We start from the raw sequence: 8,730 nt of genomic DNA, 5'->3' as shown, positions 1-8,730 counted from the left end.
TCCCAGACCGCCATTCACCCTGAAACTGAATTGGTTGCCGATGCTGGCTATCAGGGCGTTCAACACCAACACCCGCTGTGCCGTACACCGCACAAAGCGAGCAAGAAACGCAAGCTCACTCCGGCACAGAAAGCAGAAAATCTTCGACTGGCACGCTTCAGAATCGCTGTTGAGCATGTCATTCGTCGGATCAAGATTTTTCGAGTGTTGAAGGAAACGTATCGCCATCGGCGAAAGCGGTTCAGCCTCCGAGTCAACCTCATCGCCGCCATCTGCAACGCCACCGCTAAATGTGCCTGACTTTCGCAAGAGGTCTATTGTTGACCTCACACCGGAAGGTATTGATCAGATCTGGCGAATTCCGATGGCGCTTCCCACCGCCGCTGCCCCTCCGCTCCCACACCCGATCGCCATGCCCAGTGATCTGACGGCCGACGGGGAGCCACGGCTTCCGGTGGCGATCAATGATGCTGAGGCGTTGTAACTCAAGGTCAGATGGTGTATCCCTGGCACCTGTCGGGACAGCACTTCCGAGACCAACACCGGAGGTTTCCTGGGCAGGGCGAGCGGCTTGTTGCCAGCATGGACAATTGAAGCCGTCTGCCCCGGCTACCACCGATACCCAGCGTGCCAGGTCTGGCGTTCCCACGCGGAAAGAGGCACTGCACGGGGCCGACCCGTTCAACGCCGGGGGCCAGAACAGAGCAGGGCGGTTTAAGAACGCTGTCGCTCGGTGCTGATTGGCCTGGCCCAGGCATCACCTTCCCGGTGTCACCCTGGTCTGGCAGGCGTGACGGCCTGCCAGGCTCTCCACCCGTCTGGAAGCTCCTTTTGGTACTCTGCTCTTCTACATTTCTTCCAGGAGGCTCCCCTTGATCACCCCCGACTTGCTGCGCTCGCTGGACCTGTTCGCCAGCCTGAGTGACGCCACCCTGCACAAGATCGCGCAGGTGTCGGCGGATGTGCGCTTGAATCCCGGCGAATACCTGATCCGGGAGGGCGACGCCGCCGCTTTCTTCGTGCAACTGGAGGGTGAGATCGAGGTGATCAAGGAGGTGGCCGGAGCACCTCAGCACCTGGGAACCTACCGGACGGGCAGTTCGTTTGGCGAGCTGCCCTTGCTCCTGGGATCTTCAGCGACGGCCAGCCTTCAGGCCACCCTGCCCTCACGGGTCCTCCGACTGGACGCGCCCGACTTCAGGGCGCTGCTGTCCCACTCGGACGCGGTGGCGGGCGCGGTGATGGCGAATCTGACACGGCGGGTGGACACCCTGGAGCGCGTGATTCTGGAAACCCCCGTCTCCATGACCCTGCTGGTGGGCCAGAACAACGATCTGGACTGCTTTGGGTTACGGGAGTTTCTGTCCGGCAACGGCGTGCCGTTTCGCTGGCTTGACCCGATGGATGAGGTGCTGAAGAACCAGATTCCTGAACAGGCACTTGGACAGCCGTTGCCCCTGGCCGTCCTGCCTGACGGCGAGGTGCTGGTTCGGCCCCGCGTGCGTGAGCTGGCCCGGCGGGTGGGCTTGCAGGTGACTCCGGCACACGGGGAATACGACTTGATCATTGTGGGCGGCGGTCCGGCGGGTCTGGCCGCCGCCGTCTACGGAGCTTCTGAGGGCCTGTCCACCTTGCTATTAGAAAAGCAGGCCCCCGGCGGGCAGGCCGGAACCAGCAGCCGCATCGAGAACTACCTGGGCTTTCCCAACGGAATTTCGGGGGGCGAACTCAGTGAGCGGGCCTTGCAGCAGGCCAAGCGGTTTGGCGCGGAAGTGGTCATTACCCGCCAGGCCGTGGAACTGCGCCCTGCTCAGGACTTCCAGACGGTCGTGCTGGACGGCGGCGATACGCTGCGGGCGCGGAGTGTCCTTCTGACCATGGGCGTGGAGTGGCGCACGCTGGCCCTGGACGGGGCCAGGCGGTTGACCGGGCGCGGCGTGTGGTACGGCGCGGCCCGCACCGAGGCGCGCGGTACACGCGGCAAGGCCGTGTACCTGATCGGCGGCGGCAACTCGGCAGGGCAGGCGGCCCTGTACTTTTCCAGTTACGCCGCACGGGTGACGCTGCTGATCCGTGCGGACAGCGTGGAGAAGGGGATGTCGCAGTACCTGATCGAGCAATTGCGCGGCAAGGCCAACGTCGACATCTGTACCCGCCGGGAAGTGGTGGCCCTGCGCGGCGCGGCGCACCTGGAGGCCATGACCATCCGCGACACCCGCACGGGCCAGGAGCAGGAGGTTGAAACCGACAGTCTGTTCGTGTTCATCGGCGCGGATGCCCACACGGACTGGCTGCCAGACGCGGTGCGGCGAGACGGGCAGGGGTACATCTACACCGGAAATGATGCAGACGCCCCGGATCTGACCGCGCCCGGACACTTGGCGCTGAAGCGCGGTTCCTCCTTTCTGGAGACCAGCGTCCCTGGCATCTTCGCGGCGGGTGACGTGCGGCGGGGGTCCATCAAGCGTGTGGCGGCCAGTGTGGGCGAGGGCAGCATGGGCATTGCGCTGGTCCATCAGTACCTGGCCGCCCAAGACGAGACAGTCCATTCGTAATCCCGAGTCCATTCGTCTTTTCACCCTTTACTGGAGGTTTCCCCATGACCCAGACCTGCGCCCACCTCGATCAGATTGACCTCACGGTGACCGCCGACTCGGTAGCCCCCAGCGCCCACGGCTGCGAGGAGTGCCTGAAACTGGGCGATACCTGGGTTCACCTGCGCCTGTGCCTGGAGTGCGGCCATGTGGGCTGCTGTGACTCGAGCAAAAACAAGCACGCCACCGCCCACTTCCGCGCCACACGGCACCCCGTCATGCAGAGCGCGGAGCGCGGCGAGGATTGGCTGTACTGTTACATTGACGAGCTGACGGTGGAACCCGGCAGCGGCCCACTGTGGAGCGGTGACTGGCGCAAGTGAGCGGACGTGACAGGCGCGCCGTGCGCTGCACCGAGTCGGCCGCCCCTGTGACTGGCCGCTGTACCGAGGTGCTCCGCCGCCGCACCGATCCCGATCACCTCAACCCCGTTGGCCATCCCGCCCCAGCACAGTGCAGTCCGGTCATCTGTGGAGATCACCTGCTGGTGGTCGATGTGAGCCAGGCTCGGGATCTCCCGGATCGCGGCTCCGTAACTCCTGAGCTGATCCGTATGAATGACCTCTGGGACGTCATACTCACCCAGTAGCCGGGTCAGGAAAGTCTTTGCAGCTTCCGTGTCCCGATGTCGCTGAAGAAGAATGTTGAGCATGAAGCCGTACTCGTCGACGGCCCGCCATAACCAATGCCGGAAGCCGTCAACGCTCTTACAGACCTCATCCAGAGGCCAGCGGGAACCCCGTCGGGGTTCCCGCTGTCGAAGTCCTTCAGCAGAGAGTGGGCCGAATTTGAGACTCCACTCGCGGAGCGTCACATGGCTGACTTCGATGCCGCGCTGGTGCAGCAATTCCTGGGCATCACGGTAGCTGACGGGAAAGCGGTGGTAGAGCCAGACAGCGTGCTGGATGATCGACATCGGAAACCGGTGTCGAAAGGGCTTGGCATCGGTCATGGTGAGCTAACCTATCCCGATCCAGTTAAGGCAACACAACCGTCTGGTTGCGTACGCACTCCAAGGGCCTGCTCCAGCCCATCAAGAATGAGGTCCAATCCGAACATGAATTCATCGGCATAGGCATAACCTGGTTGCGAGACGTGCGCCGTCATCATCTCCATCAAGTGGGGGTAGGTGTCGGCGGGCAGATTCTGGAGGATGCTTCCGGACACCCGCTGCAGATCGTCTGGATTCTGAAACGGCAGATTCAGTTCCTGCAACACAAAGCCGTAGATATAGCTGTCGAGAACCGAGAAAGCGTGGGCCGCCAGCGCTACCGAGAACCCGGCGCGGCGCAGGCAGCCGAGTACCGCATCATGGCACTCTAAGGTGGCCTGGCCCGGATTGGCCCGCGATTCCATCATGCCTAGCGCCCAGGCATGTCGCAGGAGGGTCTGGCGGGCAGAGACAGCCCGCTGGCGCATGGCGGGTTTCCAGGGAGCGTTCTCTGTCACCACCTCAATCTCTCTGAAGACGGCGTCCACCATCGCGTCGAGCAGTTCATCCTTGTTAGCGACGTGGTGGTAGAGCGACATGGCCTGAATGCCCAGTTTATCAGCCAGCTTCCGCATGGTCAGCTCCGCAATACCGCCCTCATCGGCAAGGCGGATGGCGGCGTGCAAGACCTCTTCCCGACTGAGAGGTGAGCGGCGTGCAGTGGTCGTGGGCTGTGGGGTGAACATCTCTTCTCCAGTTTGAACCGTTTTGCACCGTAAGGGCCAGGGCGCGTAATCATTCTTTACTTGACAGACTTACGCCGTAAGCCCTACCTTACAGCGTAAGGCGGAAATGCCGAACATTGAGCCGAGTGAGGTCACTGGTTTCAAGGAGGGCACATTGATGAACAGCAGCACAGACCCGGCTCCATCATTGGAAGAGACAGCCCTAGCAGCAGGCCCTGTAGACACAGGTATTTCAATCAAGCACGTCCCGGATACAACGGAAACACGCAAAAAGATCTGCATTGTCGGCGCTTCGGGCAAACTTGGTCAGTATCTGATCCAGCACGCCCTGAACCGTGGATACGAGGTGGTGGGCGTGTGCCGGGAGCAGAGCGCAGTAAAGCTGGCCCACTTCGGTTCGCGCATTCGCATCATCACCGGCCCGAACGACGATTCCAACGTCATCCGGCAGGCCGTGGCGGGCTGTGACGCCGTGCTCACCGTGCTGGTGCCTTTCGGCATGCGTCAGTACGCTCTGAGAACCGTGCAGGCTGTCCTGGCGCACGCCCCACCAGAGGCGAGGTTGATCTTCTCGTGCGGGTGGCATATTAGCCGCGACGGTCAGGATGTCTATCCCTTGAAATTCCGGGCAATCGTCAAAGTTTTCGGTGTTCTGGGACGGCTCACCCGCTTCGGCGATCTAAACGATCAGGTGCAGGCGTGCAATCACGTTTTCGCCAGTTCTGCGCGCTGGACGGTGGTGCGGGGCAGCGATCTGGAGGAAGGCGAGAGCCAGGGCGTCCCCGTGTGGAGCGGACATGTTGGGGACGCTGTGCTTGCGAGTAACCTGACGCGCCGCACCGACTTCGCCCTGTTCATGATCGAGGCCATCGGGAACGAGGCGCTGATGCGGCAGGCTCCAGCCATCGTGGGCCGCCTCAGCGCCTCGGCCCTCACCCACCACACCACACTACTGGGCGCATAAACACCGCTGCTACGTTCCCCCAGTCCGTTCATTTCTGGCAGGCCGCTCAGTCAATCGCCGCTTGAAGGAGAAACCCAGATCCAAGCGAATCTTGTCACTGCTCCTCCCAGCCCTGCTCAGCGTCTCACTGAGTGCTCCTGCTGGTCATGCTGGTAGTAAACACGCAGGCAGCTTTTGCGCCAATCACCCTAATAATGCCGTAGGGATAGAGCACTCGTACGTGTGTCAGCCCGCCATCCCTCACACGCGTCTCTCCGGACACAGTTCCGCGAACAGGTCATCCATTCAGGTGGCGTCATCGCTGGCAGTGAGGCGGCGCTTCCGCCGAATCAGCCTGTTGACGCGCCGTCCAACCGGATTGTCCAGCATCTCTCCACCGCCCACCTCTAGGAGCATTTCATGACCCTGACGCAGCCAACATCTTCCGCTCTGCCATCCGCAGGACGGGACACGCCCCTTAACCTCAAGGTCTATGGCCGTGTCATCGCCCTGCTGTATCTGCTGATTGCCGGGGTTGCTGGTTTCACTCATTTCTATCTGCCGTCCAGATTGATCGTTCCTGGTGACGCCCAGGCCACGGCGGCCAATCTGCTTGCCTCACCTGCTCTGTACCGGGTGGGCAGCATGGGAGGTGAGCTGATCATTCTTCTAAGCGAGGTGGTGCTGACGGTGATGCTGTTCATGCTCTTCCGGCATGTGAATAAGACGGTGGCCCTCATCGCTACGGTGGCCCGGCTGATCATGACGGGGATTCACGGCCTGAACCTGCTGAACTCCTTCTTCGCCTTGACACTGCTCACCGGAAACATGTCTGTCGGCGCGGTGGCTTCAGGCGAGCGCCTGGCCCTGGGAATGCTTTTTCTGGATGCTCACCGGTACGGGTTTGCCATCGGAACGGCGTTTCTTTCCTTACATGCGCTGGCACTGGCCTACCTGATTTACACGTGCGGGTTTTTGCCCCGCGTCCTGGGCGTACTGTTCGTGCTGGCGGGCCTCGGCTACCTGATTGACAGCGCGGCGCTGCTGCTCACCGCGCAGTACGTTTCCACACCACCGTTCATCGCGTTGCCTATCGCCATCGCGGAAGTCGCGTTTCCCCTGTGGCTCTTGGTTAAAGGTGTGGACGTTCCCCGTTGGAGAGTACGGCTTCTTGGAGCCTGAATTTTATATGGATCTGGCTCTCCAAGGCAGAAGGGGAGGGTGACCCAGTTTTGCGGTTCTTCCGTTGATTCCGTGCAGCGTGTCAGCTCGCGAACAAAACACGTTGGCGGAGCGTTTCAAATGATCCCCGCCCGTACATCTGGCGCTTGATCAGCTTGATTTTATTGACGGTCCCTCCCGTCGGCCCATTGCTCCAGGGCAGGGTCATCGCGGCCCGCACCGAACTGATGCCCTGGATTGACGCCGTGGTCTGGGTGCAGGCAGATACCGAGCAGTCCAAAGCGCGGGCGTTGGTGCGGGACGGCAGCACGGCAGAGATGCTGGCGTTCTGGGATGGGTGGATGGTCGAGGAATTTCCCTTCTTCGCCCACGAGCGACCCTGGGAGCGCGCCGATACCATCGCATGCAGGACTCCGGAGCTTGAGTATGACCTGGGATCGCAAGCTGTCATTGCCGCGGGTTGACATCTGAAAAGCAGCGTGATGCACACACCGTTCTACCCAACTGGTCAGACCTCAGACGGACAGCTATTGATTTAGGGCTTAATACGGATTCCGATTAATTGACGCATAGAGGCCACCTGATATTGCAAGGGGTCAGTGGAGGATCAGTTCGGTCTGGCCCGGTGTTCTTCAAATCGAGTGAGTGAGCGGTACCCCAGGCTGGAATGGCGCCGCTCGCGGTTGTAGAACACCTCGATCCACTCGAAGACCAAATTGCGCGTGTCAGTGCGGTTCCCCTGTGCCTTGTGGAGATCCAGTTCCATCTTGAGGGTGGCAAAGAAGCTCTCCATCGCGGCGTTGTCCCAGCATTCTCCCGTTCTGCTCATGCTTTGGAGCGCCTCCAGGCGCTCCAAAGCATGTCGATACTCGCTGCTGGCGTATTGAACCCCCTGGTCGGAGTGGTGGAGGATCCCCTGTCCTGGGCGTCGGATCCGCTGGGCCATCGTAAGCGCGGCCACGACCAGCTCAGTGTGGAGCGTCTTGCGCATCGCCCAACCGACAATCTTCCTGGAGAAAAGGTCCATGACCACCGCCAGGTACATCCAGCCCTCCTGGGTCGGCAAATAGGTAATGTCTGTCACCCACTTCTGGTTGGGCCGGTCCGCAGTGAACTCACGGTTGAGGAGATTTTCGGCCATTGGATGGCGGTGCTTGGAATTTGTCGTCGAGCGGAATTTCCGTTTGCAGCGTACCCTGAGACCTGCCGCCTTCATCAGCCGGGTGATCCGCGCCCGACTGACCTGCAACCCCTCGTCTGCCAGGACTGCCTGGACGCGGGGGGCACCATAGGTGCCCCGGCTCTGCTGATGAATCTTGTGAATCGACATCGTCAGGGTCACGTCCGCCTGGACGTAGCGGTTCTCTGGCCTTCTCCACCACGCAAAATAGCCACTGACCCCGACGCCAAGCGTCCTGCACATCAACTCGATCGGGAATTCATGACGATGCTGCTCGATAAACTGGTAGATCAGTTTTCTTTGGCGAAGAAGGCCACGGCTTTTTTCAGAATATCGCGTTCCTGACGGGTAATTTCGAGTTCTCGTTCGAGCTTCCTGAAGCGCGCTTCTTGCTCACTGAGCGCCGGGACCCCCCGTCCGGTGAACTGGGGGCGGCCCGCCGCCCCCTTCTGTTCGTGTTGTTGCTTCCAGCGCACCACCAGGTAGGGAGGGATGCCGAGATTTCGGGCGATTTCCGCGCAGCTCTTCTGGCTGCTGATCACCAGACGGACGGCCTCTTCCTTGAACTCGGCAGTGTACTCGTGTTTGCTGGCAGTCATGTCAGTCTCCATTGTCCGTCAGACTGAACCCCTCCTCCACAAAACCCTAGCAAGATCATGGGGCTACTCCTCCCCTTGAGGACGCTTGCCCGCTTCTTCGCCAAGCAGCCCTGATCTTCAACTTCATCAAGCAGCACCAGGACGAGTTTCCAGTGGAACTGATGTGCCGGGTTCTTGAAGTCAGCATCAGTGGGTCCTACGCTTCGCGGGGAAAGCTGGAGAACGCGAGAATCACGAAAGACCGCGTGTTGACGGCCAAAATCAGGACGAGCTTTGAGGATAGTCGGGGAACGTACGGTGCGCTGCGAATCAAAGCTGATTTGTGCGAACAGGGAGAGCAGATCAGTCGTCAGCGGATCGGGCGGCTCATGCGACAAGCTGAGCTTGTCGCGCGTGGGAAGAGGAAGTTCCGCACAACCACCAAAGCGAAATCTTCGCATCCACTCGTAGAAAATCTTCTTGCCAGGAATTTTGCCGCCGACGGTCCGAATCAGAAATGGGCGACGGACATCACGTATTTACCCACCCAGGAGGGTTGGCTGTACCTGGCCACGG

General features: G+C 60.8%; 9 protein-coding genes and 2 pseudogenes. 6 read left to right on the top strand and 5 right to left on the bottom strand.

All coding sequences use genetic code 11. The annotated features are described in order from the left end of the window. From BOO71_RS26185 to BOO71_RS26175, 3 genes are all read left to right on the top strand, one after another. The coding region (locus tag BOO71_RS26185) for a transposase family protein (RefSeq protein ID WP_139323061.1) at positions 1-300 on the top strand (300 nt) is incomplete at its 5' end. 572 nt (positions 301-872) lie between these two features. Then, positions 873-2,555: an FAD-dependent oxidoreductase gene (locus tag BOO71_RS26180; RefSeq protein WP_075837141.1), complete on the top strand. Its 1,683-nt coding sequence runs from the start codon at positions 873-875 to the stop codon at positions 2,553-2,555. Between the two features lie 44 nt (positions 2,556-2,599). Then, positions 2,600-2,917 carry a UBP-type zinc finger domain-containing protein gene (locus BOO71_RS26175; RefSeq protein WP_075837140.1) on the top strand — a complete coding sequence of 106 codons (318 nt, stop codon included), beginning with the start codon at positions 2,600-2,602 and terminating at the stop codon, positions 2,915-2,917. 146 nt (positions 2,918-3,063) lie between these two features. Here BOO71_RS26175 and BOO71_RS26170 read toward each other — a convergent pair. After that, positions 3,064-3,546: pseudogene (locus BOO71_RS26170) on the bottom strand (IS6 family transposase); the annotation flags it as partial. A gap of 11 nt (positions 3,547-3,557) precedes the next feature. Then, positions 3,558-4,271, bottom strand: coding sequence for a TetR/AcrR family transcriptional regulator C-terminal domain-containing protein (locus BOO71_RS26165; RefSeq protein WP_075837138.1), 714 nt, complete (start codon positions 4,269-4,271; stop codon positions 3,558-3,560). Between the two features lie 157 nt (positions 4,272-4,428). Here BOO71_RS26165 and BOO71_RS26160 point away from each other — a divergent pair, with 157 nt between their 5' ends. Continuing rightward, positions 4,429-5,235 (top strand): NAD(P)-dependent oxidoreductase, encoded by an 807-nt coding sequence (locus BOO71_RS26160; RefSeq protein WP_083653862.1) that lies wholly within the window; start codon positions 4,429-4,431, stop codon positions 5,233-5,235. A 399-nt stretch (positions 5,236-5,634) separates the two neighbouring features. Continuing rightward, complete coding sequence (locus BOO71_RS26155; protein WP_083653861.1) at positions 5,635-6,396, top strand: DUF4386 domain-containing protein; 762 nt, start codon at positions 5,635-5,637, stop codon at positions 6,394-6,396. 82 nt (positions 6,397-6,478) lie between these two features. Here the strand turns inward: BOO71_RS26155 and BOO71_RS28985 are convergent. The 3 genes and pseudogenes from BOO71_RS28985 to BOO71_RS26140 all read right to left on the bottom strand — a co-directional run. Then, positions 6,479-6,619, bottom strand: a pseudogene (locus BOO71_RS28985) (transposase); the annotation flags it as partial. 384 nt (positions 6,620-7,003) lie between these two features. Beyond that, positions 7,004-7,855, bottom strand: coding sequence for an IS3 family transposase (locus BOO71_RS26145; protein WP_254843301.1), 852 nt, complete (start codon positions 7,853-7,855; stop codon positions 7,004-7,006). 11 nt (positions 7,856-7,866) lie between these two features. After that, on the bottom strand, positions 7,867-8,175 hold the full coding sequence (locus BOO71_RS26140; protein WP_075837142.1) for a transposase: 309 nt from the start codon (positions 8,173-8,175) through the stop codon (positions 7,867-7,869). Positions 8,176-8,336: 161 nt separating this feature from the next. Between BOO71_RS26140 and BOO71_RS26135 the strand changes: the two genes are divergently transcribed. After that, positions 8,337-8,730, top strand: a 394-nt coding sequence (locus tag BOO71_RS26135) for an IS3 family transposase (RefSeq protein WP_254843300.1), incomplete at its 3' end; no start/stop codon positions are given.

The sequence above is a fragment of the Deinococcus marmoris genome, from assembly GCF_001949125.1.
Lineage (GTDB): Bacteria > Deinococcota > Deinococci > Deinococcales > Deinococcaceae > Deinococcus > Deinococcus marmoris_A.
The sequence above is the reverse complement of the archived record's forward strand: the minus strand, read 5'-3'. Positions and strand labels throughout refer to the sequence as shown.